Origin of the sequence: Pseudomonas sp. DD1, assembly GCF_044510355.1 — a bacterium.
Classification (GTDB): Bacteria; Pseudomonadota; Gammaproteobacteria; order Pseudomonadales; family Pseudomonadaceae; genus Aquipseudomonas; species Aquipseudomonas shahriarae.
The window spans coordinates 127,151-149,971 of the sequence record NZ_MSAJ01000038.1; the positions used below are offsets into that span (position 1 = coordinate 127,151).

A 22,821-nucleotide genomic window follows, 5' to 3' on the forward strand; every position below is an offset into this window, starting at 1 on the left:
ATCGTCTAGATTGGCTGTATCAGCCTCGACGCGCCGGGACAAAGCGTTTCCCCGTTTGATGTCCGCGCGGCGGACTAGAGCGACTTACGGTTTGGTACGAAGGTACCAATCCCTTCTGCCTGAACAGATTTAGAGGAACGACCGTGCATAACGTCGTCATCAGCGGCACAGGCCTGTACACCCCGGCCAACAGCATCTCCAACGAAGAGCTGGTGCAGTCTTTCAATGCTTACGTTCAACAGTTCAATGCCGACAACGCCGTGGCCATCGAGCAGGGCGACGTTCAGGCGTTGACCGAATCCAGCGCCGCCTTTATCGAAAAGGCTTCGGGTATCAAGAGCCGTTTTGTCATGGACAAGGACGGCATCCTCGACCCCAAGCGCATGACCCCCCGCCTGCCGGAGCGCTCCAACGACGAGTGGTCGATCCTCTGCCAGATGGCCGTGGGCGCCGCCGAGCAAGCCCTGCAGCGTGCCGGCAAGACCGCCGCCGATATCGACGGGGTGATCGTCGCCTGCTCCAACCTGCAACGCGCCTATCCGGCCATTGCCATCGAAGTCCAGGAAGCCCTGGGCATCCAGGGTTTTGGTTTTGACATGAACGTGGCGTGTTCTTCGGCGACTTTCGGTATCCAGAACGCCTGCAACAGCATCCAGCTGGGCCAGGCCCGGGCGATCCTGATGGTCAACCCGGAGATCTGCACCGGCCACCTGAACTTCCGTGACCGTGACAGCCACTTTATCTTTGGCGACGCGGCGACTGCGGTGATTCTGGAACGTGCCGACCTGGCGACGTCCGAGCACCAGTTCGACGTGGTGAGCACCAAGTTGCTGACCAAGTTTTCCAACACCATTCGCAACAATTTCGGCTTCCTCAACCGCGCGGCGGAAGAGGGGATTGGTGCACCCGACAAGCTTTTCGTGCAAGAAGGCCGCAAAGTCTTCCGTGATGTCTGCCCGATGGTTGCCGAATTGATCGGCCAGCACCTGACGGAAAACCAGTTGAGCGTTACCGATGTGAAACGCTTCTGGCTGCACCAGGCCAACCTGAGCATGAACCATCTGATCGTCAAGAAGCTGCTGGGCCGTGAAGCCGAGATCGAAGAAGCGCCGGTGATTCTCGATACCTACGCCAACACCAGTTCGGCAGGTTCGGTGATTGCGTTCCACACCTACCAGGACGACCTGCCCAAGGGCGCGCTGGCGGTACTCAGCTCGTTTGGCGCCGGGTATTCGATTGGCAGCGTGATCCTGCGCAAGCGCTAAGAGCCAGGCAACTGCGGTCACGTCTTGCACAATGAGGTTTTGAATGGCAGCAGCCGACGACGCGCACCTGCTTGAACGCCTGCTCAAGGGTGAGCAGCAGGCCTACAAGGAGTTGGTCACCACCTACCAGAGTGCGATGCGTGCAGTGGCCTACGCCATCGTTGGCCAGCGCCATGCCGACGAGGTGGTGCAGGACGCCTGGCTCTCGGTGGTGCGCAGCCTTGCCCGGTTTGAGGGGCGTTCCAGCCTCAAGACCTGGCTGCTGACCATCACCGCCAACTCGGCCAAGGGGCGCTACAAGCAGAACCGTCGCGAGGTGTTGCTGGACGACCTGCCGTCGCCCCACGGCACCATCGGCGATGAGCGCTTTGCCGCCGGCGATGAGCATTGGCTGATCGCGCCCTTTGCCTGGCACCAGGACACTCCCGAGGCGCTGCTCACCGAAAACGAGCTGCGTGAGTGTCTGGAGCACACCTTGCTGAGCCTTTCCGAGCTGCAAAGCAGCGTGCTGCTGTTGCGCGAGCGCCAGGGGCTGGAGCTGGAGGAGATTTGTAATCTTCTACAGATCTCGCTCTCCAATGTGCGTGTACTGCTGCACCGGGCGCGGCTTAAAGTCTTCGCTACGGTGGAGCATTTCGAGGAAACCGGCGAATGTTGACCTGCAAAGAACAAGTGGCGCGCTCCAGCGATCTTCTCGATGGGCAACTGACCTTTCGTGAGCGCCTGTTGATGCGCCATCACTTGATGTTTTGTGCCAATTGCCGGCGCTTCATTCGCCAGATGCGCCTGATGCAGGCCACCTTGCGCCTCCTGCCCGAACCGCCGGTGAGCGATGCCGAGGCGTTGGCTGAACGCCTGGCTTCGGAGCGTAAACGCAACTCCTGACCCCAGAGCTGTCTGCGCTTCCCAAGGCCTGCGACGTCATTGTCGTGGGCTTTTTTACGTCGCTGAAAAGCCTTTCGGTGAAAAACATTGCAGGTTTGTAAGTTTTTTTCACCTTTTTTTCACCTGGCATTTCTCGTACTTTTTCTGCTCAAACCCACGCCGGCCGTAGCGTTGCGCTTATTCCCGGTGGTTGTAAGAAAGTTCCCCTGTAATAAAATATTTATCTTGCGGCAACTTGTCTGAAATATCCCCTCGCCAAGATCCCCTCCCAACACCAGCGGGCCAGAACCCGTGTGTTTTCCAACGCAAAAGACCACCAATTAGGGGAATTCTTCGATGATCCGTAAGCACTTCGCCGGTTTCGCGGCCAGCGCCCTGGCCCTGGCCGTTACCGCCCAGGCTTTCGCTGGTACTGTCACTACTGACGGCGCCGATATCGTTGTCAAAACCAAGGGCGGCCTTGAGGTTGCTACCACCGACCAGAACTTCAGCTTCAAGCTGGGTGGTCGCTTGCAAGCCGATTACGGCACATTTGACGGCTTCTACACCAAGAACGGTGACTCGGGCGACGCTGCATACTTCCGTCGCGCCTTCCTGGAACTGGGTGGCACCGTCTACAAGGATTTCAAATACCAGCTTAACTACGACTTCTCCCACAACTCGGGTAACTCCGACGACGGTTACTTCGACGAAGCGTCCATGTCCTATGTGGGCTTCAAGCCGGTGACCATCCGCGTCGGTCGCTTTGACCCGGATTTCGGTCTGGAAAAAGCCACCAGCTCCAAGTGGATCACCGCCATGGAGCGTAACTCGGCTTACGAGGTTGCAGACTGGGTCAACACCCACGAAAACGGCATGGGCATCCAGGTCAGCGGCACTGCGGCTGATATGTTCTACGGCTCCGCCAGCCTGGCTTCCAAGGACATCAACGACGAAGACGGCAAGGGCGTTAAGCAATTCAACGGCCGTATCGTGTTGGCACCGATGAACAAAGGCGGCAACGTCCTGCACTTCGGCTTGAACCTGGCGGCACGTGACCTGAACGACGCCGCCTTCGACTCGCGGATCCGTCCGCGTCTCGGCGCCCGTGGTGTAGCAACTACCGGTGGTAACGATGCCGGCTCCAACGGCAACCGCGCGACCTTCGGCGGTGGTGTGGGCCTGAACGCCAGCAACCTGACTGCGGTTGGCGCCTACGATACCGACACGGTATTCGGGGGTGAATTTGCCTTCGCCAGCGGTCCATTCTCGGTGCAGGCTGAAGCCCTGAGCCGCAAGATGAAAGCTGACAGCAATGCCTACCAGGACGTGAAAACCAGCGGTTTCTACGGCCAACTGGCCTACACCCTGACCGGCGAATCCCGTGCCTACAAGCTCGACGGCGGCAAGTTCGACGCCATCAAGCCTGAGAACAAGCAGTACGGCGCCTGGGAAGTGTTCTACCGCTACGACAACATCAAGGTTGACGACAAAAACATCGTCGTCAGCAGCGCTACCCGCGAAACCGGCGATGCCAAGGCCAACGTCAACACCCTGGGTGTGAACTGGTACGCCAACGAAGCGGTCAAGCTGTCCCTGAACTACAGCAAGGTCAGCACCGACAAGATCACCAACGCCAATGGCGATGACAGCGGTGATTCCATCGTCGGTCGTGTGCAGTACGTGTTCTAAGCAACGGTCATACCGCTCCAACGCGCTCTTTCTTCATCCGTTAAAGCGCGATCCTCTTTTTTACCCCGCCGATTGGCGGGGTTTTTTTTTGCTGCCCGCGCGGGCGGCGGGTTCTGTCAGAATGGCCTGAATATTGTGAGCGAGCGTTTACCGTCGGGGAATGGCATGCCGTTGAAACGTTTGAATAGCCTGTCCGAAGTATCGCCTGATGAATGGAACGCGTTGGTCCCCGAGGATCAGCCGTTTCTGCGCCATGCCTTCCTCAGTGCGCTGGAAGACAGTGCCAGCCTTGGCCGGCATTCTGGCTGGCAGCCGGAGCACTTGCTGCATTACGAGGGAGAGCGGCTGGTGGCGGCGCTGCCCAGCTACCGCAAATGGCACTCCTATGGCGAATACGTGTTCGACCATGGCTGGGCTGACGCTTGCGCACGCGCGGGCATCGAGTACTACCCCAAACTGCTGACAGCAGTGCCTTTCAGCCCGGTCAGCGGGCCGCGCTTGCTGGTGGCCAATGGTGCGGACGGCCTGGAGTTGCTCCAGAGCCTGCCTGGTTACCTGGAAATCGAAGGGCTTTCCAGTGCCCATATCAACTTCACCGATGCCCTGGCCGATGCCGCCCTGGGCCAGCAACCCGGTTGGCTTGCGCGTCTGGGTTGCCAGTTCCACTGGCAGAACCGCAGTTATCGCGACTTCCAGGACTTCCTTGACGCCCTGAGTTCGCGCAAACGCAAACAGATGCGCAAGGAGCGCGAACAGGTCGCGGGGCAGGGCATCGAGTTCGAGTGGCTGCAAGGCCATGAGCTGAGCGAGGCCCAGTGGGATTTTGTCTACGCCTGCTACGCCAACACCTACGCCGTGCGCCGGCAGTCGCCGTACCTGACTCGCGCGTTTTTCAGCCTGCTGGCCGAGCGCATGCCGCAGGCGATACGGGTGGTGCTGGCCAAGCAAGGGGCGCGGCCGGTGGCCATGGCGTTCAGCCTGGTGGGGGGCGACAGCCTATATGGCCGCTATTGGGGCTGCCTGGGCGAATTCGACCGGCTGCATTTCGAGACCTGCTTCTATCAAGGCATGGACTACGCGATCGCCAATGGCCTGCAGCGTTTCGACGCCGGGGCCCAGGGCGAGCACAAGTTGATTCGTGGGTTTGAGCCGGTGATTACCCATTCCTGGCACTACTTGCGCCATCCAGGCTTGAAAACCGCCGTGGCGGATTTCCTGGAGCGCGAGCGGGTGGGGATTCTGGCGTATGCCGAGGAGGCGCGTTTGGCGTTGCCTTATCGACAGGTGTAGGAGCCAGCTTGCCGGCGATGACGGTGTATCTGCCCATGATGTGCTGGCAGGGAGTCCGTTATCGCCGGCAAGCCAGCGTCTACAAGGTGCATCGCGGTTGGATCAGGCCTTTTCTTCCTTGCCCAACCAACGGTAGGTGATGCCACCGATCACCGCGCCAAGGATCGGCGCCAGCCAGAACAGCCACAGTTGCTGGATTGCCCACCCGCCGACAATCAGCGCAGGGCCGGTGCTGCGGGCCGGGTTGACCGAGGTGTTGGTGACCGGAATGGAGATCAGGTGGATCAGCGTCAGCCCCAGGCCAATGGCGATGGGCGCCAGGCCAGCAGGCGCACGACGGTCGGTGGCGCCGAGGATGATCAGCACGAACATCGCGGTCATCACCAGTTCAGTGACAAACCCCGCCGCCATTGAATAGCCGCCCGGCGAATGTTCACCGTAACCATTGGATGCCAGCCCCGCCGCCAGTTCGAAACCCGGTTTGCCGCTGGCGATGAAGTACAGCAAGGCCGCCGCCACCACGCCGCCAATGACTTGCGCGACGATATACGCAGGCATCTCCTTGGCCGCAAACCTGCCGCCGACCACCAAGCCCACGGTGACTGCCGGGTTGAGGTGACAGCCGCTGATATGGCCAATGGCAAATGCCATGGTCAACACGGTAAGCCCGAAGGCCAGCGATACACCCAGCAGGCCGATTCCGACATCCGGGAAGGCTGCGGCCAGAACGGCACTCCCGCAGCCACCCAACACCAGCCAAAACGTACCCAACCCTTCCGTAACGGAACGTCTGAACAGAGACATGAACGCGTCCTTCTAAATCAACGGGTGTGATGCTTCCCTGCAGTCTGATGTCAGGGCCCTCCTGGACCCTGATTGCAGTACAGCAGGATTGTGATACACGGCCAGCAAGATAGAAAAAACTGTCAGAATTGTTCGGAATTGATAGCGCCGTTAGTAGTCCGAAATCAGTCGATACCTACGAAACCTCCGGTCTGGTGCTGCCACAATCGCGAGTACAGGCCGCCATGTGCCAGCAACTGGGCATGGCTGCCACTCTCGGCGATCTGGCCTTTTTCCAGGACCACCAACCTGTCCATTCGGGCAATCGTGGACAGGCGGTGAGCGATGGCGATCACCGTCTTGCCTTGCATCAGGGTTTCCAGGCTTTCCTGGATGGCCGCTTCCACTTCCGAGTCCAGGGCCGAGGTGGCTTCGTCCATGATCAGGATCGGTGCGTCCTTGAGCAGGACCCGGGCGATAGCGATGCGCTGGCGTTGCCCGCCGGAGAGTTTCACCCCGCGCTCACCGACGTGGGCATCCAGGCCAATCCGGCCCTCGGCGTCCGACAGCAGCGGGATAAATTCGTCGGCGCGGGCCTTGCGGATCGCGTCCCAGAGCTCTTGGTCAGTGGCATCGGGCTTGCCATACAGCAAGTTGTCGCGGATCGAGCGGTGCAGCAGCGAGGTGTCCTGGGTAATCATGCCGATGCGTTCGCGCAGGCTTTCCTGGGCCACTTCGGCGATGTTCTGGCCGTCGATCAGGATGCGTCCGCCTTGCAGGTCGTAGAGGCGCAGCAGCAGGTTGACCAGGGTCGATTTGCCGGCACCGGACGGGCCAATCAGGCCGATTTTCTCCCCCGGTTTGATGACCAGGTTCAGGCCACCGATGATGCCGCTGCTCTTGCCATAGTGGAAGTCGACCTGTTCGAAGCGCACTTCGCCGTGGGGCACGCTCAGGCGCGGGGCGTTTTCGCGGTCGATCACCGCCAGCGGCTGGGCGATGGTTTTCAGGCCGTCCTGGACCATGCCGATGTTCTCGAAAATGCCGTTGACCACCCACATGATCCAGCCGGACATGTTGACGATGCGGATCACCAGGCCGGTGGCCAGGGCAATGGCACCGACCGAGATCAGCGACTGCGTCCACAGCCACAGGGCCAGGCCGGTGGTGGTGACGATCAGCAGGCCGTTCATGGTGGTGATGACCACGTCCATGCTGGTGACCACGCGGCTGGCCAGCTGGGTTTTTTCGGTCTGCTCGATGATCGCTTCCTTGGCGTACTCCTGTTCGGACTGGGTGTGGGCGAACAGCTTCAAGGTGGTGATATTGGTGTAGCCATCAACGATGCGGCCCATCAATTTGGAGCGCGCCTCGGACGAGATGACCGAGCGTTCCTTGACCCGTGGCACGAAGTAGCGCAGGGCCAGGCTGTAGGCGATGATCCAGGTGACCAGCGGGATCATCAGGCGCCAGTCGGCTTCGGCGAACAGCACCAGGGAGCTGATGGCGTAGATTGCTACGTGCCAGATGGCATCGACGGCGGCCACGGCCGAGTCGCGCAGCGAGTTGCCGGTCTGCATGATGCGCTGGGCAATACGCCCGGCGAAGTCGTTCTGGAAGAAGTTCAGGCTCTGCTTGAGCACATAGCTGTGGTTCTGCCAGCGGATCAGGCTGGTCATGCCGGGGCTGATGGTCTGGTGCACCAGCAAATCGTGCAGGGCACCGAAGATCGGGCGCAGCAGCAAGGCAACCACGGCCATCCAGATCAACTCGGTGGCGTGGATCTGGAAGAAGTTGGCCGGCGGCGTGCCTTGGGCCAGGTCGATGATGCGGCTCAGGTAGCTGAACAGCGCCACTTCAATCAGCGCGCCGATCAGGCCCACCACCAACAGCGCGGCAAAACACGGCCACACCTGGCGCAGGTAATAGAGGTAGAAGGGTAGGACTTTATCCGGAGGTGCCGCGCTGGGAGCGTCGCGGAAGATGTCGATCAGTTGTTCAAAACGACGATAGAGCATTAGGTCTGACGCCCGCCGGGCGGGCTCTCCTTGTTAAAGACGCGCGCGGCCTTGTGGGCGGCGCGCGCAACTCCCTGTGAACCTTAGTCGATGCGCTTGGCCGACTTGATCAGGACAGGGTCGATAGGCACGTTTTGCATGCCTTGTTTGGTAGTGGTTTGCGAGTTGACGATGATATCGACCACGTCCATGCCCTTGACCACTTTGGCGAACACCGCGTAGCCCGCATCGCGGCCTGGGTCGAGGAAGGCGTTGTCGGCCACGTTGATAAAGAACTGGCTGGTGGCCGAGTTCGGATTGCTGGTGCGGGCCATGGACAAGGTGCCGCGCACGTTATGCAAGCCGTTGCTGGCTTCGTTCTTGATCGGCGCTTCAGTAGGCTTTTGCGACATCTGCTGGGTGAACCCGCCACCTTGCACCATAAAACCCGGGATCACCCGATGAAAAATGGTGTTGGTGTAGAAGCCCTTGTCGACGTAGGACAGGAAGTTCTCGGTACTGATCGGCGCCTTGACCGGATCCAGTTCGATTTCGATGTCGCCATTGGTGGTGGAGATCAATACGTGTGGTGCCTTGGCCGGCGTGGCCGCCATCAGGTTGGCAGCAAACAGAACAGAACCGGCAAAAACGGCGATTTTTTTCAGCATGGGTCAGTGATCCTGGGAAGTGGTTTCGACTGTCTTGAGAAAATCGAGCAGGGTTGTGTTGAAGGTTTCGGGTTGGTCCAGCGGTGTCGCGTGACGCGAATCCTCGATCACCACCAACCGCGCATCAGGCAGCAGTTTTACATAGATTTCTTTTTGCGCCACTGGGGTGTAGTCGTGGTCGGCGCTGATGACCAGGGTTGGACAGGCGATTCTGCAGAGTCGTTCCTGTACGCCCCAGCCCACAATGGCATCGAAGCTGGCGAGGTAAGCACGTTTGTCGTTTCTTGCCCAGCGTTCGCGCATTTTGCGCCGCAGGTCGGCCTGTGCGGGTTTGGGGAACAACCGGTCGCCGAGTGCCTTGCCGATGGTATTCAAGCTGAGCACGCGGGCCAGGCCCCAGCGCTTGGCCCATTGCCAATAGTCATTGGCGCTGCGCACCTTGACCTCGGGCGCGCTGTTGACGATACACAGGCTCTTGAGCAACTGCGGTTGGTCGACCGCCAGTTGAAAGGCGATCATCCCGCCCATCGACAGGCCGACCACATGGGCAGCGGGCAGTTGCAGGTGTTCGATCAACGCCACCAGGTCTGCGGTAAAGCCGGCGATGCTGTAGCGCTCCCGGGGTTTGTCAGAGCGTCCGTGACCGCGCACATCCAGCAGCACCAGGCGGTAATGTCGGGACAACACGGGGATTTGCAGTTCCCAATCCTGGCAACTGGAGCCCAGGCCGTGGATCAGGATCAGTGGCACGCCGTGGCCATATTCCTCGTAATGCAGGGTGCAACCTTCATGTTCGAAATAGGCCATGGGTGAACTCCGTGTCAGGCTTGCCGGGGAGCGGCAAAGGGTGCGTCCAGCGGTGCAGTATCGAAGGTGCGCAGCAGCTCGACCAGAATCTGCGTGGCCGGGCCCAGGGGCTTGTCCTTGTTCGAGTACAGGTAGAACGTGGGGTGGCGGCTGCCGCCTTGCTCCAGGGGTAGTTGCTTGAGCAGGCCTTCCTTTAGCTCACGCTCGATCATGTGCCGGGGCAGCCAGGCAAACCCCAGGCCGCTGCCGACGAAGGCGGCGGCGGTGGCCAGGCTGCCCACGGTCCAGCGCTGCTCGGCGCCGAGCCAGCCGACGTCCCGCGGTTGCTGGCGACCGGAGTCGCGGATCACCACCTGCATCTGGCTTTCCAGGTCCTGGAAGCTCAGTTCGCGGTTGAGCCGGTGCAACGGGTGTTCAGGGTGGGCCACGGCGACAAATTCCACGTCGCTCATTTCCGTGCCCAGGTAGCCGGGAATGCTGAAACCGCTGATCGCCAGGTCGGCCACGCCTTCAATCAGCAGCTCCTCGACACCCGACAGCACTTCTTCGCGCAGGCGCACGCGGCAGCCCCGGCTTTGCGGCATAAAGGCGGTGAGGGCGCGCACCAGGCGGGCGTTGGGGTAGGCGGCATCGACCACCAGGCGTACTTCGGCCTCCCAGCCTTGTTCCATATGATGGGCCAGGTCTTCCAACTGGCTGGCGTTTTTGACCAGTTGCCGGGAGCGGCGCAACAGCACCTCGCCGGCCTCGGTGAGCACGGCCTTGCGCCCGTCGATGCGCAACAGAGGCACGCCCAACTGGTCTTGCATGCGGGCCACGGTGTAGCTCACCGAGGATTGCGAGCGGTGCAGCACTTCGGCTGCCTGGGCGAAGCCGCCATGGTCAACCACGGCTTGCAACGTGCGCCATTGATCAAGGGTCACGCGGGGCGCTTTCAAGATGAGCTCCTCTTGTCCTAAGCTGGCGGTCCTTATTGGAGACTGCCGAATGAGAAAATTCTGTTGTGTATTGCTGGCACTGTTGCCGTTGAGCGCGTTCGCCTATCCGATCGATGTGTCAAAGTCGATCAAGGGGGTCAGCATCGACTACAACGCTTCCGATGTTGACGGTGATATCAGCTCCATCCAGCTCAGTAACTACGGCAGCAACGACGCTGCGTGTACGGTCGCGTTTACCAATGGCCCGGAGCCAGCGCGGGTGCGCAAGGTCACGGTCCCTGCCGGGAAAAGCACCAACACTACGGTCAAGTTCAGCCGCGCGATTATCAAGATGCGGATCAAACTGACCTGCGAACCCAAATAATTCGCTGCGGGGCCTTGGCCATGCCCCGCTTATAAACAACTTTATAGATGGGTTATAGCAGTTTTTTGCGCTTTTTTATCGAATTGGCTCTGTTTAACCTTCACTCCATCGACTTACAGCAATTACCGATGGAGCTTACAAAGCCATGTCTAACGTTCTGATCATCGAAAGCAGCGCCCGCCAGCAGGATTCTATTTCCCGCCAACTGACCCAACAGTTCATCAGCCAATGGCAGGCGGCCCATCCGGCCGATCAGATCACCGTGCGCGACCTGGCCGTCAACCCAGTGCCGCACCTGGACGCCAACCTGCTGGGCGGCTGGATGAAGCCGGCCGAGCAGCGCAGCGCCGATGAGCAGGCGTCCCTGGAGCGCTCCAACCACCTGACCGACGAACTGCTGGCCGCCGATGTGCTGGTGATGGCCGCGCCGATGTACAACTTCGCCATCCCCAGCACCCTCAAGGCCTGGCTTGACCATGTGTTGCGGGCCGGCGTGACCTTCAAGTACACCGCCACCGGTCCCCAGGGCCTGTTGACCGGCAAGCGCGCGTTTGTGCTGACCGCCCGTGGTGGCATCCACACCGGCGCGAGCAGCGATCATCAGGAACCGTATCTGCGCCAGGTCATGGGTTTTATCGGGATCCATGATGTGACCTTTATCCACGCCGAAGGGGTGAACCTGGGTGGCGACTTCCAGGAAAAGGGCTTGAACCACGCCAAGGCCCTGCTGGCACAGGTTGCCTGACGCGTTAATCGCCAGATAATCGCACGGTGTTTTTATAGCTCCACGCAACCCTTCAAGTACGCGTATCGAACCTCCCTTTGCACTTGTTGCTCCTGAGTGCTCCTGCCCGACTGCCGCTTTAGCGAGGTCGGGTTTTTTTTGCGCCGAGTTTCGCCCCGCCGTGAAAGACGCTAATGTCGCGCCCATTCGAATATGAGGCGCACATGGGCTACTTACTGATTGTCACGCTGATCCAGGCGTTTTCCTTCAGCCTGATCGGCGAATACCTGGCGGGTCATGTCGACAGCTATTTCGCCGTGCTGGTGCGCGTGCTGCTGGCCGGGCTGGTGTTTATCCCCCTGACCCGCTGGCGCTCGGTGGAGCCTGCGTTCATGCGCGGCATGCTGCTGATCGGCGCGTTGCAGTTCGGCGTGACGTACGTGTGTCTGTATTTGAGCTTCCGCGTGCTGACGGTGCCGGAGGTTTTGCTGTTCACCATCCTCACGCCGCTGCATGTGACCTTGATCGAAGACGCGTTGAACCGGCGCTTCAACCCCTGGGCGCTGATTGCCGCGCTGGTGGCGGTGGCGGGGGCGGCGGTGATCCGCTTTGACCAGATCAACCCGGACTTCTTCATGGGCTTTTTGTTGCTGCAACTGGCCAACTTCACCTACGCCGCCGGGCAGGTGCTGTACCGGCGCCTGGTGGCACGACACCCGAGCGACCTGCCGCACTACCGGCGCTTTGGCTATTTCTACCTGGGGGCATTGGCCGTGGTGTTGCCGGCGTTCCTGCTGTTCGGCAAGGCCAACTTCCTGCCTGAAGCACCGTTGCAGTGGGGTGTGTTGCTGTTTCTGGGCCTGGTCAGCACTGCGTTGGGTCTGTACTGGTGGAACAAGGGCGCCTGCCTGGTCAACGGCGGCACCCTGGCGGTGATGAACAACCTGCATGTGCCGGTGGGGCTGCTGCTCAATCTGCTGATCTGGAACCAGCATGAGCCGCTGGGGCGCCTGTTCCTGGGCGGGGCGGTGATTGTGGCGGCGGTGTGGATCAGCCGGTTGGGGATTCGCCCGGCGCCGCTCAGCCGGCAATGATCGTTCCCAAAGGTGGGATCGGGCTTGCCCGCGATAGCGGACGATCAGTAACAGATGTGTTGACTGACCCACCGCTATCGCGGGCAAGCCCGCTCCCACAGGGGCGCTGCTTCGCGCCTGGTTAGAGCGTAGCCTTCTCCGGCACCGGCAAATGACTGGCACCCAACACCGCCGGCAGTACTCCGGCCCGCAGGTCATTACCACTCGGCTGCTGATACAGGCTCAAGCCAAACTCCGGCAGCACCGCCAGTAAGTAGTCAAAAATATCCCCCTGGATCCGCTCGTAATCCGCCCACGCCGTGGTGCGGGTAAAGCAGTAGATTTCCAGGGGCACACCCTGGGAGGTGGTCTGCATCTGGCGCACCATGCAGGTCATGTTCGGTTGGATATCCGGATGGCTCTTCAGATAAGCCAGGGCATAGGCGCGGAAGGTGCCCAGGTTGGTCATGCGCCGGCGGTTGGTCGACAACTGCGCGCTGTGGCCCTGGGCTTCGTTCCATGCCTTCAATTCTGCCTGTTTGCGGCTGATGTAGTCGGTCAGCAGGTGGACCTGGGTCATCCGCACTTCTTCATCATCACGCAGGAAACGCACGCCGGCCGCGTCGATAAACAGGCTGCGCTTGATCCGCCGCCCGCCCGAGGCCTGCATGCCGCGCCAGTTCTTGAACGATTCGGACATCAGGCGCCAGGTGGGGATCGAGACGATGGTCTTGTCGAAGTTCTGCACCTTGACCGTATGCAAGGTGATGTCCACCACATCGCCATCGGCGCCGACCTGAGGCATTTCGATCCAGTCGCCGACCCGCAGCATGTCGTTGCTGGTCAATTGCACACTGGCGACAAATGACAGCAGCGTGTCCTTGTACACCAACAGGATCACCGCCGACATCGCACCCAGCCCTGACAGCAGCAACAGCGGCGAGCGGTCGATCAAGGTTGCAACGATGATGATCGCGCCAAACACGAACAGCACCATTTTCGCCAGTTGCACATAGCCCTTGATCGAGCGCGTGCGGGCATGTTCGGTGCGTGCGTAGATATCCAGCAGGGCGTTGAGCAGGGCGCTCATGGCCAATACCTGGAACAGAATGGTGAACGCCAGCGCCACGTTGCCGATAAACAGCGCACTGGTCTTGCTCAATTCCGGCACCAGGTGCAGGCCGAACTGGATCACCAGCGACGGCGTCATCTGGGCCAGGCGGTGGAAGACTTTGTTATGGCGCAGGTCATTGAGCCAATGCAGGGCAGGTTGGCGGCCGAGCAACTTGACCGCATGCAGGATCAGGTAGCGTGCCACCCGTCCGACCAGCAGGGCCACCACCAGCAGCACCAGCAAAGCCAGGCTTGAATGCAGTAGCGGATGTTGGTCCAGGGCACCCCAGAGGTCTTGGACGTTGAGCCAGAGCTGTTTGATATCCATGGTTTAACGCGATTCTTCTGTAAGACATGACGGGGCGATTAGAGCATTTAAGTGCTGCAAAGTTGTGCAGGCAGACAAATCACCTGACAAAAAACCATCTGTTTGGCCCACTTCGCGTAAAGAAACTCGGCCTGAGCGCCCGAAACCGTTACCCTATGCAGCTGATTTTTTGTATTTCTTCGAGGTAGCACCCGTGTTTTCCCAATTCGCCCTGCACGAACGCCTGCTCAAAGCCGTGGCCGAGCTTAAATTTGTCGAGCCTACGCCTGTGCAAGCAGCGGCCATCCCGCTCGCGCTCGAAGGGCGTGACCTGCGGGTGACGGCTCAAACCGGGAGTGGCAAGACCGCCGCTTTCGTCCTGCCGATCCTCAACCGTCTGATCGGCCCGGCCAAGATCCGCGTCAGCATCAAGACCTTGATCCTGCTGCCTACCCGTGAGCTGGCCCAGCAGACCTTGAAGGAAGTGGAACGCTTCTCGCAGTTCACCTTCATCAAGTCCGGCCTGATCACCGGGGGCGAAGACTTCAAGGTCCAGGCCGCCATGCTGCGCAAGGTCCCGGATATCCTGATCGGTACCCCTGGGCGGATGATCGAGCAACTGAACGCCGGCAACCTGGACCTCAAGGAAGTCGAAGTGCTGGTGCTGGACGAAGCCGACCGCATGCTCGACATGGGCTTTGCCGACGACGTGCAGCGCCTCGTCGAAGAGTGCGTCAACCGCCAGCAGACCATGCTGTTCTCCGCCACCACCGGCGGCTCGACCCTGCGCGAGATGGTCGCCAAGGTCCTGAACAACCCTGAGCACCTGCAGGTCAATAACGTCAGCGACCTGAACTCCACCACCCGCCAGCAGATCGTCACCGCTGACCACAATGTGCATAAAGAGCAGATTCTCAACTGGCTGCTGGCCAACGAGACTTATCAGAAAGCCATCGTGTTCACCAACACCCGTGCCATGGCCGACCGGATCTACGGGCGCCTGGTGGCGCAGGAGTACAAGGCGTTTGTGTTGCACGGTGAGAAGGACCAGAAGGACCGCAAGCTGGCGATCGACCGCCTCAAGCAGGGCGGCGTGAAGATTCTGGTAGCCACCGACGTCGCCGCCCGCGGCCTGGACGTGGAAGGCCTGGACATGGTGATCAACTTCGATATGCCGCGCAGCGGCGACGAGTATGTGCACCGTATTGGCCGTACCGGGCGTGCCGGCAACGATGGCCTGGCCATCTCGCTGATCTGCCATGGCGACTGGAACCTGATGTCGAGCATCGAGCGCTACCTCAAGCAGTCGTTCGAGCGCCGCACCATCAAGGAAGTCAAAGGCACCTACACCGGGCCGAAGAAGGTCAAGGCTTCGGGCAAGGCCGTGGGCGTGAAGAAGAAAAAGGTCGACGCCAAGGGCGACAAGAAGAAAACCGGCGCCAAGTCGCCGACCAAGCGCAAGATCGCCAACCGGCCGAAGACCGACAACTTGTCGTTGGTCAGCAAGGACGGCATGGCGCCGCTCAAGCGCCGCAAGCCAGAAGCACCGGCTGCCGAGTAATACGCCAGCGCACTAAAAAACCGGACAATGTCCGGTTTTTTTATGCCCTCAGTTTTTCGCCTTGGCCGCCGCTTCCTTCAACTCCTTGAGTCGCGCCTCGATCAACTGGCACTTGTCGGGAAATTTCGCACTTTCGGTGTCCAGGTCCATCTGCTGCAGCTCGTCGTTGATTTCCTTGGCCTTGGTCGGGTTCTGCTGGGTGAGGGTGCTGACTTCCTTGGCCAGTTGTTCGCGTTTTTCCGTGGCTTCTTCCGGGGTACAGGCCCAGGCGGGCAGGGCGCTCAACAGGGCGGCGGCGACAGCCAGTTGCATCAGGGTTTTCATGGGGTAGACCTCCTTGGCGGTGATACCCGGTTGAGGGGGCTGGCCTGTGAAAAGTTCAGTGCAATCACGCCCGTCTACCCGGCTGAACGCCCGCAGCCGCCACAGGTCACAACTTTTGAAGGCACTCAGTCGGTGTGCCTGCAGGAGGATTCAGAATGAGCACTTACAATTGGGATCTGATCGAACGTCTGTTGCATGAAGTACAGAACGGCGAGGGCAGCTTTGCCCCGCGCAAATATGCCGAACAGGAAGCGGCCGATAAGGCCACGGCCGGCGAGTTCACTGGCGATCTGGATGCGTTGAAAAAGACCGCCGCCGATTACGAAGCGCTGTTGTTCAAGCGCGGCTTTATCGAGTCCCGGCCTGAAGACGAGGGCGGCAACGGCGAGAATTTCATTTTGACGCCCTTGGGCGCGCAGCTGCTGGCATTGATCGACAGCGCCATCCCGGGTAACGATCACCCGCGCCAAGTGCTCGACGAGCAGGCCGACGCGCTGGACCCGTCGACGTTCGAGATGGTGGCGGCCAAGGCGCAAATCGCCTGAACCGGCTGCAACTGTCAAATCGGTAATCTTGTACAGCCCCGGGCAACCGGGTGTGCTGTCGGGCACCTGTCTATCGGCCAGGCCGCAGTCAATATCACCGGTAGAGTGCGCACCGAGCTGACCATCCTGGGCGTGCGCCTGCGGTTCTGAGGGAGGTGTAGACGTCTAGGCCGCGCTGCCCTTGAGGCACTTGAGTGCCTGGAAATCGCTGCGCACCTTAGCGATTCTCTGCACCAGCTTCTGGCGTTGCTGCACCGTGCTTTCGGCCATCACGTCCACCAGCAGGCTGCGGGCTGCGGCTTCGGTCTGGGCATAGGCTTGGCGATAGTCCGCGGTCCACAGGCTTTCACGGTCCACCAGCAACTGCTCCATCTTGCGTGGGAAGTCGCTGCTGGCCCGTTGATTGACTGCGGCGATGAACTGCGCCTGCCAATGGGCGCGGTTGCCGATCCATTGCTGGTTCTGCGCGCCGAGGGCAGTGGACCAGGCCAGCACACGCTCTTGCTGGCTGGCGCTCAGTGGGCCTAGCCAGGCATCCAGGCGCTTGCTCATGCGCTCGCTACGCTCCTTGATCTGTTGCTCCAGGCGCGGCTTGAGGTATTCGTCCTGGCGTTTGCCCAGGTCCTTGGTCAGCGCGGCATCCATCTCGCGCACTTGCTGCTCATCCAGCCCGCGCAGCAACTCGATGGCTGATGGGGTGATTTGCCGGGCGACGTCGGCGATTGCTTGCTTGGCTTCAAGGGCGTGGGCTTGCAGGGCGGCGTCACTGACCTGGTGGCTGTCAACCATCTGCTGCAGGCGGTCGAGCCAGTCCAGGTAGCCAGGTAATTGGGTGGTGCAGTGCCAGGCCAGGTGTTCCTTGAGCGTTTCGTTGAACCAGCTTTTCTGCCCGGCGTTCATGTCCAGGTAGTCGTTGAGGGTCCAGGGGATGATCACGTCGAGATTGCGATAGGCCAGGCCCACGCGGTTGCAGCCGGCAAGCAGGACGCTCAGGACCAGTAAAGCAGCCAGGATTCTTAACCGACGCAGCATGGGCGAGTCCTTGCGCAGACCAGGGATGTTCATCTGAACCCGCCGGGGGCGTGACAGTTCAGCCCATCAATAAAACGACCGCTCGGCCTTTAGGGTCAACAGGCCATCACATTGCGAATTGTGTCCGGAGTAGGCCGAACAGTCGCTGCCGTTGAGGTTGGAGTCGCTGTAGATCAGGTCCAGGTCCATGCCCATCCACGGTCGGGAAAATTTCACCGACCAGTCGCTGAAACTGCGGATAGAGCCGCCCTCCACCGAGGCCGGGGCGCCCAACTGATGAGTGGTGTACTTCATGCTCACGCCAATGCCAAACGGCTGGGTGCCGCCCAGGTCGGCAAACAGGGTGCTGTCGCGACGGTCGGGGTCATTGCCCAGTGACACGCCAAACCGATTGCCCAGCAGGTTCAGGCCGCCGTAGAACTCCTGGCTGTCGAGGGGGCTCAGCTTGGGGTAGCTGTAGTGAATCATCCCCAGTTCATAGCCCAGGGTCTGGTCGAACGGGCGCTTGAAGCCCATGTAGGAATCGACTTCCAGTTTGCTCGCGGGCGACAGGCCCATGCTCGGAGAGAACTGGCCGAAGTACAGGCCGCTGGCGTGGCTCAGGTCGAGGCCGCCGTGAAACGAGTTGCTGCCCGGTGTGGTGGGTTTGACCAGGCCCTGGGCCATGCTGCGGCCGGGCGTGGTGCCCAGTTTCAAGTCGAAGTCGCCCAGTTCACGCTGGAAAACCTGCGCTTCGGCGAGGGGGCTGGCAAGCAGGGCGCTGACCAGAAAAATACAGGGTTTGAGCACGCTTCACTCCATGAAAAGCGAGGAGCAGTAACGGGAGAAATCGGGCAAATGCCCGTTCTAGACGTGTGCAAGCATACCGGCGAAAGTCAGGTATTGAGACCCGTTCGTCGATTGGCGTGGTTGAATGTGTGTCGGGGGGATGTTGCTGGCTCTAGTCCTAGCGCCTTGATAGGCAAGGCGCTTAGGGACCAGGTGGGGTGCGTAGGCGGCTTGCGCGCTTACTTCTTACCCAGGGTGATCTGCTTGGACGGGCCGAATGTCTGGCCGCTCACGCCCTTGGCGATCTGCTGGATTTCGCCACCGGACTTGAGGAACGCGGCGATTTGGTTGTTGATCGATTCGCTGGTTTCAACGGCGGGAGCTGGCTTTGCTTTGCTGTTGGATGCTTTTACGCGCATGGCGGCCACTAACCTGTAGAAAATTAACTTGGCCAGGCATCGTACATGAAATGCTTGACAATTGCTTGGTAAATATCTCCCAGGAATAAGCTGCGCTATTATAAAAGCCCGAAGTTGGTCTTTGGTCGAAGGCCCTAACTCGCTGTTTTAAATAGAAACCGTGGGTAAAAATAGCACCTGGCCATTGCTGCACGGCGGCAGCTTGACCTGACGAGCGGGGCAATTGTCGGCAAGTGCCCGGCAAACCCGCGATTTTTCAGGGTTGCGCGCCTGGACACGGGACCGCCGCCTTCAACTCGGGTAGAATGCCGCCCACGCAATGAGGGTATTGGAAATGGCTTTAGTCGGGCGCTACAACAGTTTACAAGTGGTTAAACACACTAACTTTGGTTTGTATCTGGACGGTGAACAAGAGGGCGAAATCCTCTTGCCCAATCGTTATATTCCCAAAGATATTCCCAGTGAAGATGAAGACTGGCTTAACGTTTTTATTTATCTGGACAGCGATGACAAACTTATCGCCACCACTGAAAAACCAAAAGTGCAGGTGGGCGAGTTCGCCAGCCTGAAAGTGGTTGAAGTCAACAGCATCGGGGTGTTCCTCGACTGGGGCCTGCCCAAGGACCTGCTGCTGCCGTATTCCGAAGAAAAACGCCAGCTGACCGCCGGTGAATACTGTGTGGTGCACGTCTACCTCGACAAACACACCAAGCGCATCACCGCCACCGCGCGCCTGGACCGTTACCTGGACAAGACGCCGGCCAACTACACCGTGGGCCAGGAAGTCGACTTGCTGGTTGCCGAAGCCACTGATATGGGCTTCAAGGCAATCATCAATAACAAGCACTGGGGCCTGATCCACAAGAACGAAGTGTTCAAGTTCCTGCGTCCGGGCAAGGAAGAGAAGGGCTTCATCAAGGAAATCCGCGCCGACGGCAATATCAGTCTGAGCCTGCAGCCGGTCGGCGAGCAAGCGGCGTCCAGCCTGAACTCGAAGATCCTCGCCAAGTTGCGTGAAAACAACGGCAGCCTGCCGGTCAGCGACAAGAGTGACCCGACCGTGATCAGCAACTTGTTTGGCGTGAGCAAGGGCAACTTCAAGAAGGCCATTGGTGCGCTGTACAAGCAGGGGCAGATCGTAATTCACGCTGATCGTATTGAACTAAGCTGATTGCAACCTGCTCTTGTGTAGGCGTCGCTATCGCCGGTCAGCCGGCTCCTGCAGTGGGTCATCGCCATGAGCAAAAAAGTCGTGTTTGCTTACCTCGGTACGTTGTTGGCTTTTTTAGTGCTCGATGGCCTCTGGCTTGGGGTATTGATGGGGCCGACCTACAAGGGCCTGCTCGGGCCGCTGATGCTTGAGCAACCGCGATTGCTCCCGGCGGCGCTGTTCTACTGCCTTTATGTGTTCGGCTGCGTGGCCTTTGTAGTGTTGCCGGCGCTGGCCAGTGGCGGCTGGCAACGGGCTGCCCGCCTCGGTGCCTTGCTTGGGTTGGTCGCCTATGGCACCTACGACCTGAGCAACTGGGCGACCTTGCAAGGCTGGTCTGCGGGGCTGGCAGTGATGGACATGGCGTGGGGCACCTTTCTCACCGCTGCCTGCTGCTCGCTGGGATACTGGGCGGCGCGGCGCGTCAGCGGCTGACCGGCGCCCGGCAATCAACCTTTACCTGGGCGGGGCGTAGCAGTAGCGCTCCGGCCAGTATCAAGCCGCTGCCGGCTAACGTCAGTGCCGGCTGCAAGCCGCCGCTAAAATGGTTGCTCAACGACGCCAGCAGCGGGCCACTTAACTGGCCCAGGGCAAAACATGCCGTCAGCAGGCCGGTGCTCCGTTGCGCGCCGTGGGGCGCAACTTCCCGCGAACGTTGCATCACCAATTGCATGCAGGCCAGAAATGGCAGCCCACAGAGCAAGACACCCAGCACCAATCCCACGCCATTGCCCCACAGACAGGCGAAGACGCCAATCGCTTGCATCCACAGGGTTGCCATCAACCAGTAGCGTGTGGTGTCGGGGTTGGGCTTGCGCAGACTGACCAGCAACACGCCCAGGGCCGCCGCCAAGCCAAAGCATGGCCAGAACAGGTCTGCCTGCCAGGCGCCCTTGAACTGCGCGCTGGCCATTTGCGACAGGAAGGTGGCCGGAATGATGTAGCCCAGGCCATACAGCAGGTAAATCCAGCCCAGATGCGCGATGCTGCCGTTGCGCCCGGCAGGGGCGCTGCTTTGCGGCGCCCCCCTGTCCGGCTTGGGCAGGAACGGCAGGATCACCAGCAACATGCCCAGGGCGACCACGCCGTACACCAGCCACAGCGTTGCCGAATCCTCGCCCAACAGGTTGGAGGCCAGTGCCAACAATCCCGTCAGCAGGATCCCCAGTCCAGGCCCGGCAAACACCAGTGCCCCCAGCCGCGGGCGCCCGGCGGCAATCGCCAGCGGCTGGCTCAGGCCGGTAATCATCACCAGCACCCAGGCGCTGGCCACACCCGTGCCGAAGCGCAGCAACAGGTGCGACCAGAAGCCGTTGGCCCAGAACGACGCTAGGGTCAGCAGCACACACAACCACAACCCGCCGAGCAACCGTCCTCGTATGTGGTGATGACTGCGCGCGAACATCGAGTCCACGGCCCCCACGAAATAGCCCAGGTAGTTGGCCGCGGCAATCAGCCCGGCGGCGGTCAGGTCGATTTGCCCTTCGCTGAGCAAGTGCGGCATCTGCGGGGTGAGAGCAAAGCGGCCAATGCCCATGGCCATCATCAGGGCGATAAAACTGGCGAGTAAACGAATCAGGGGAGACATGGGCCAAATTCCAGGAAGAAGCGATGACCTCAGGCTAAGGTGGATTAGTGTTCAGTAAAAATGAATAATACTGAGTAACTTGTTCAGTTTAGGAGAAAGGTCGTGGAGTTCAGCCAACTGCGTATTTTCCAGGCCGTGGCCGAAGAGGGCTCCATCACCCGTGCTGCAGAGCGTCTGCACCGGGTGCCATCGAACCTCTCGACCCGCCTCAAGCAAATGGAAGAGCAACTGGGCGTCGAGCTGTTCGTGCGCGAGCGCCAGCGCCTGCAACTGTCGCCTGCCGGCAAGGTGCTGCTCGACTACAGCACGCGCCTTTTGGCCCTGCATGATGAAGCGCACGGTGCCGTGCAGGGTGGCCAACCGGCCGGGGATTTTGTGCTGGGCAGCATGTACAGCACCGCCGCGATCCATTTGCCGAAACTGCTGGCGCAATATCACAAGGCTTACCCCATGGTGAACCTGCAAGTGCAGTCGGCGCCCAGTGGTGAACTGCTCGAAGGCCTGATCACCGGGCGCCTGGATGCGGCGCTGGTGGATGGCCCGTTGACCCTGGCGACCCTGGACGGCGTACCGCTGTGTGAGGAGCGCCTGCTGCTGATCTGCGAGGCGGACCACCCACCGGTACGCGGCCCGCAGGATGTGGCCGGGCGCGCGGTGTTCACCTTCCGACGCAGTTGTTCCTATCGGGCGCGCCTGGAGGCGTGGTTTTCCCACGACCGTGTGGCCATGGGCCGCGCCATCGAGATCGAGTCCTATCAAGGCATGCTTGCATGTGTGATTGCTGGTTCCGGGGTTGCGTTGATGTCCGAGTCGATGCTCGACAGCCTGCCTGGCAAGGACAGCGTGTCGATCCACCCCCTGGCCGAGCCATTTGCCCATGCCACCACCTGGCTGATGTGGCGCAAAGGCATGCTCGGGGCTAATCTCAATGCATGGATTGACCTGCAGCAAGAGGGCAAGACGCGGCCTGTACAAGAGTCCCGGGCGATTGCCTGACCGCCCCGTCAGGATTTGTATCAATTCAGTAATGGTTCGTTGCGGTTTCAGACAAGCATTACCTGGGACTTAGTACTACTATCTGTAGGAAGCAGCCACAGAATTCCAGCTGCTCGGCACTACCCTCAAAGGGGGCACCATGAAAGAAAAACTGCAAAACTGGCTGCACGACCTCGGCGTCGCACTCGGCTTGATCGAGCCACCGCTGCAACCGGTGCCAATCCGCACCGATGACGAACAGCGCCGCCCGCGTCGCAGGTAAGTCCGGAAAAGCGCTCAGACATTGGTGTTTGGGCGCGATCACTTGTCACACAGTCCCTGAAGCACAGTAGATTGGGCGTGCGGTTGTATGCGATTGCTTTGTACCAGTCGAAGTCCGGACTCCTAAATAAAGTTGCGCTCACCTTGTCTGACCCTGGAAGTATTCTGGTCGGACGTTTCTTTTTGTCTGCTCCCTCGACCACTTCCGTGTTTGGACGCTTTATATTCCTGC

At 60.3% G+C, this 22,821-nt stretch carries 25 protein-coding genes; 14 read left to right on the plus strand and 11 right to left on the minus strand.

Annotated elements, in window-relative coordinates; all coding sequences use genetic code 11:
• The first annotated feature begins 143 nt into the window (after window positions 1–143).
• From PSFL_RS25025 to PSFL_RS25045, 5 genes are all read left to right on the plus strand, one after another.
• Complete coding sequence (locus PSFL_RS25025) at window positions 144–1,265, plus strand: beta-ketoacyl-ACP synthase III (RefSeq protein ID WP_057958823.1); 1,122 nt, start codon at window positions 144–146, stop codon at window positions 1,263–1,265.
• 43 nt (window positions 1,266–1,308) lie between these two features.
• Window positions 1,309–1,923 carry an RNA polymerase sigma factor gene (locus tag PSFL_RS25030; RefSeq protein ID WP_057441254.1) on the plus strand — a complete coding sequence of 205 codons (615 nt, stop codon included), beginning with the start codon at window positions 1,309–1,311 and terminating at the stop codon, window positions 1,921–1,923.
• Window positions 1,917–2,150, plus strand: a complete 234-nt coding sequence (locus tag PSFL_RS25035; RefSeq protein ID WP_397470610.1) for an anti-sigma factor family protein — start codon at window positions 1,917–1,919, stop codon at window positions 2,148–2,150. Before PSFL_RS25030 ends, PSFL_RS25035 begins: the two co-directional genes overlap by 7 nt.
• 336 nt (window positions 2,151–2,486) lie before the next feature.
• The gene (locus tag PSFL_RS25040; protein ID WP_057441247.1) at window positions 2,487–3,821 is read left to right on the plus strand and encodes an OprO/OprP family phosphate-selective porin; all 1,335 of its coding nucleotides are present in this window, start codon (window positions 2,487–2,489) and stop codon (window positions 3,819–3,821) included.
• A 165-nt stretch (window positions 3,822–3,986) separates the two neighbouring features.
• Window positions 3,987–5,111: a GNAT family N-acetyltransferase gene (locus PSFL_RS25045; protein ID WP_170060460.1), complete on the plus strand. Its 1,125-nt coding sequence runs from the start codon at window positions 3,987–3,989 to the stop codon at window positions 5,109–5,111.
• Between the two features lie 102 nt (window positions 5,112–5,213).
• On the opposite strand, the gene aqpZ is transcribed toward PSFL_RS25045, so the two are convergent.
• From aqpZ to PSFL_RS25070, 5 genes are all read right to left on the minus strand, one after another.
• Window positions 5,214–5,915: an aquaporin Z gene (aqpZ, locus tag PSFL_RS25050; RefSeq protein ID WP_057441240.1), complete on the minus strand. Its 702-nt coding sequence runs from the start codon at window positions 5,913–5,915 to the stop codon at window positions 5,214–5,216.
• Between the two features lie 164 nt (window positions 5,916–6,079).
• Window positions 6,080–7,912 carry an ABC transporter ATP-binding protein gene (locus tag PSFL_RS25055; protein WP_057441238.1) on the minus strand — a complete coding sequence of 611 codons (1,833 nt, stop codon included), beginning with the start codon at window positions 7,910–7,912 and terminating at the stop codon, window positions 6,080–6,082.
• Window positions 7,913–7,995: 83 nt separating this feature from the next.
• Window positions 7,996–8,559, minus strand: coding sequence for a peptidylprolyl isomerase (locus PSFL_RS25060; protein WP_057441236.1), 564 nt, complete (start codon window positions 8,557–8,559; stop codon window positions 7,996–7,998).
• 3 nt (window positions 8,560–8,562) lie between these two features.
• The gene (locus PSFL_RS25065) at window positions 8,563–9,366 is read right to left on the minus strand and encodes an alpha/beta fold hydrolase (protein ID WP_057958826.1); all 804 of its coding nucleotides are present in this window, start codon (window positions 9,364–9,366) and stop codon (window positions 8,563–8,565) included.
• 14 nt (window positions 9,367–9,380) lie between these two features.
• Entirely contained in the window at window positions 9,381–10,304 is a 924-nt protein-coding gene (locus PSFL_RS25070; protein WP_057441231.1) for a LysR family transcriptional regulator, read from the minus strand.
• Window positions 10,305–10,353: 49 nt separating this feature from the next.
• Between PSFL_RS25070 and PSFL_RS25075 the strand changes: the two genes are divergently transcribed.
• The 3 genes from PSFL_RS25075 to PSFL_RS25085 all read left to right on the plus strand — a co-directional run bounded on the left by PSFL_RS25075 (window position 10,354) and on the right by PSFL_RS25085 (window position 12,486).
• Window positions 10,354–10,668 (plus strand): hypothetical protein, encoded by a 315-nt coding sequence (locus tag PSFL_RS25075; protein ID WP_057441229.1) that lies wholly within the window; start codon window positions 10,354–10,356, stop codon window positions 10,666–10,668.
• Window positions 10,669–10,813: 145 nt separating this feature from the next.
• Entirely contained in the window at window positions 10,814–11,413 is a 600-nt protein-coding gene (locus PSFL_RS25080) for an FMN-dependent NADH-azoreductase (RefSeq protein ID WP_169960387.1), read from the plus strand.
• Window positions 11,414–11,616: 203 nt separating this feature from the next.
• Window positions 11,617–12,486: a carboxylate/amino acid/amine transporter gene (locus PSFL_RS25085; protein WP_057441227.1), complete on the plus strand. Its 870-nt coding sequence runs from the start codon at window positions 11,617–11,619 to the stop codon at window positions 12,484–12,486.
• 121 nt (window positions 12,487–12,607) lie between these two features.
• Here PSFL_RS25085 and PSFL_RS25090 read toward each other — a convergent pair whose 3' ends face one another.
• Window positions 12,608–13,906 carry a mechanosensitive ion channel family protein gene (locus PSFL_RS25090; protein WP_273871545.1) on the minus strand — a complete coding sequence of 433 codons (1,299 nt, stop codon included), beginning with the start codon at window positions 13,904–13,906 and terminating at the stop codon, window positions 12,608–12,610.
• Between the two features lie 193 nt (window positions 13,907–14,099).
• Here PSFL_RS25090 and PSFL_RS25095 point away from each other — a divergent pair, with 193 nt between their 5' ends.
• Window positions 14,100–15,446: a DEAD/DEAH box helicase gene (locus PSFL_RS25095; protein ID WP_057441220.1), complete on the plus strand. Its 1,347-nt coding sequence runs from the start codon at window positions 14,100–14,102 to the stop codon at window positions 15,444–15,446.
• 48 nt (window positions 15,447–15,494) lie between these two features.
• On the opposite strand, the gene PSFL_RS25100 is transcribed toward PSFL_RS25095, so the two are convergent.
• Window positions 15,495–15,770: a hypothetical protein gene (locus PSFL_RS25100; RefSeq protein WP_057441219.1), complete on the minus strand. Its 276-nt coding sequence runs from the start codon at window positions 15,768–15,770 to the stop codon at window positions 15,495–15,497.
• A gap of 155 nt (window positions 15,771–15,925) precedes the next feature.
• On the opposite strand from PSFL_RS25100, the gene PSFL_RS25105 reads away from it, so the two are divergent.
• Entirely contained in the window at window positions 15,926–16,315 is a 390-nt protein-coding gene (locus PSFL_RS25105) for a transcriptional regulator (RefSeq protein ID WP_397470611.1), read from the plus strand.
• A gap of 165 nt (window positions 16,316–16,480) precedes the next feature.
• Here PSFL_RS25105 and PSFL_RS25110 read toward each other — a convergent pair whose 3' ends face one another.
• From PSFL_RS25110 to PSFL_RS25120, 3 genes are all read right to left on the minus strand, one after another.
• A complete protein-coding gene (locus PSFL_RS25110) occupies window positions 16,481–17,347 on the minus strand; it encodes a DUF6279 family lipoprotein (RefSeq protein WP_397470633.1) in 867 nt (288 codons plus the stop codon).
• A gap of 66 nt (window positions 17,348–17,413) precedes the next feature.
• On the minus strand, window positions 17,414–18,136 hold the full coding sequence (locus PSFL_RS25115) for a TorF family putative porin (RefSeq protein WP_057958836.1): 723 nt from the start codon (window positions 18,134–18,136) through the stop codon (window positions 17,414–17,416).
• A gap of 218 nt (window positions 18,137–18,354) precedes the next feature.
• Window positions 18,355–18,534 carry a hypothetical protein gene (locus PSFL_RS25120; protein ID WP_007946007.1) on the minus strand — a complete coding sequence of 60 codons (180 nt, stop codon included), beginning with the start codon at window positions 18,532–18,534 and terminating at the stop codon, window positions 18,355–18,357.
• Between the two features lie 334 nt (window positions 18,535–18,868).
• Between PSFL_RS25120 and PSFL_RS25125 the strand changes: the two genes are divergently transcribed.
• Together PSFL_RS25125 and PSFL_RS25130 are read left to right on the plus strand one after the other, a co-directional pair.
• On the plus strand, window positions 18,869–19,705 hold the full coding sequence (locus PSFL_RS25125; RefSeq protein WP_029292380.1) for a S1 RNA-binding domain-containing protein: 837 nt from the start codon (window positions 18,869–18,871) through the stop codon (window positions 19,703–19,705).
• A 66-nt stretch (window positions 19,706–19,771) separates the two neighbouring features.
• Entirely contained in the window at window positions 19,772–20,179 is a 408-nt protein-coding gene (locus PSFL_RS25130; RefSeq protein ID WP_120732179.1) for a DUF2177 family protein, read from the plus strand.
• On the opposite strand, the gene PSFL_RS25135 is transcribed toward PSFL_RS25130, so the two are convergent.
• Entirely contained in the window at window positions 20,169–21,332 is a 1,164-nt protein-coding gene (locus PSFL_RS25135) for a YbfB/YjiJ family MFS transporter (RefSeq protein ID WP_115127626.1), read from the minus strand. The genes PSFL_RS25130 and PSFL_RS25135 overlap by 11 nt on opposite strands.
• Window positions 21,333–21,434: 102 nt before the next feature.
• Here PSFL_RS25135 and PSFL_RS25140 point away from each other — a divergent pair, with 102 nt between their 5' ends.
• Entirely contained in the window at window positions 21,435–22,328 is an 894-nt protein-coding gene (locus tag PSFL_RS25140) for a LysR family transcriptional regulator (protein ID WP_057441212.1), read from the plus strand.
• A gap of 139 nt (window positions 22,329–22,467) precedes the next feature.
• Window positions 22,468–22,590, plus strand: coding sequence for a PA1414 family protein (locus tag PSFL_RS25145; protein WP_003210728.1), 123 nt, complete (start codon window positions 22,468–22,470; stop codon window positions 22,588–22,590).
• Window positions 22,591–22,821 lie beyond the last annotated feature (231 nt).